This is a genomic window from Streptomyces sp. KLMMK, assembly GCF_036961605.1.
Lineage (GTDB): Bacteria > Actinomycetota > Actinomycetes > Streptomycetales > Streptomycetaceae > Streptomyces > Streptomyces telluris.
This window is the reverse complement of record NZ_JBAMDC010000788.1, coordinates 1-837: the sequence shown is the minus strand read 5'-3', so window position 1 is coordinate 837 and position 837 is coordinate 1. Positions and strand designations below refer to the sequence as shown.

Below are 837 nucleotides of genomic sequence, written 5' to 3'. Positions count from 1 at the left end.
GGTGCCAACGCCTGTACGGGGCCGGGTGGTTTCCAGGACACGCACGCCACCGCCGAGAAGGCGGCCGCCGTCCTGAATGGAATGGATGGAATGGAAGGGGGCCCGGGGCACAGCGCGGGCGAGATCGCGGTCGCCTCCACCGGCCTCATCGGCGTGCGGCTGCCGATGGACAAGCTCCTGCCGGGTATCGAGAAGGCTGCCGCGGGGCTCTCCGCCCACGGCGGCGAGAAGGCCGCCATCGCCATCAAGACGACGGACACCGTGCACAAGACGGCCGTGGTGCAGGGTGACGGCTGGACGGTGGGCGGCATGGCCAAGGGCGCGGGCATGCTCGCCCCGGGCCTGGCCACCATGCTCGTCGTCCTGACCACCGACGCCGACATCGACGCACCCGGCCTCGACGCCGCCCTGCGCGCCGCGACCCGCACGACCTTCGACCGGGTCGACTCCGACGGCTGCATGTCCACCAACGACACCGTGCTGCTCCTCGCCTCGGGCGCCGCCGGAGTCACTCCCGCCCAGGGCGAGTTCGCCGAGGCCGTCCGGGCGGTGTGCGACGATCTGGCCCGTCAGCTGATCGGTGATGCCGAGGGGGCGAGCAAGGACATCCGTATCGAGGTCGTCAACGCCGCCACCGAGGACGACGCGGTCGAGGTCGGGCGCTCCATCGCCCGGAACAACCTTCTCAAGTGTGCCCTCCACGGTGAGGATCCCAACTGGGGCCGGGTGCTGTCCGCGATCGGCACGACCTCCGCGGCCTTCGACCCCGACCGGCTCAACGTCGCCATCAACGACGTCTGGGTCTGCCGCAACGGCTCCGTCGGCGACGACCGCGAC

At 71.3% G+C, this 837-nt stretch carries 1 protein-coding gene; it reads left to right on the top strand.

The window, feature by feature from the left end; translation table 11 throughout:
* The coding region (locus V7793_RS37960) for a bifunctional ornithine acetyltransferase/N-acetylglutamate synthase (protein WP_336014315.1) at positions 1-837 on the top strand (837 nt) is incomplete at both ends.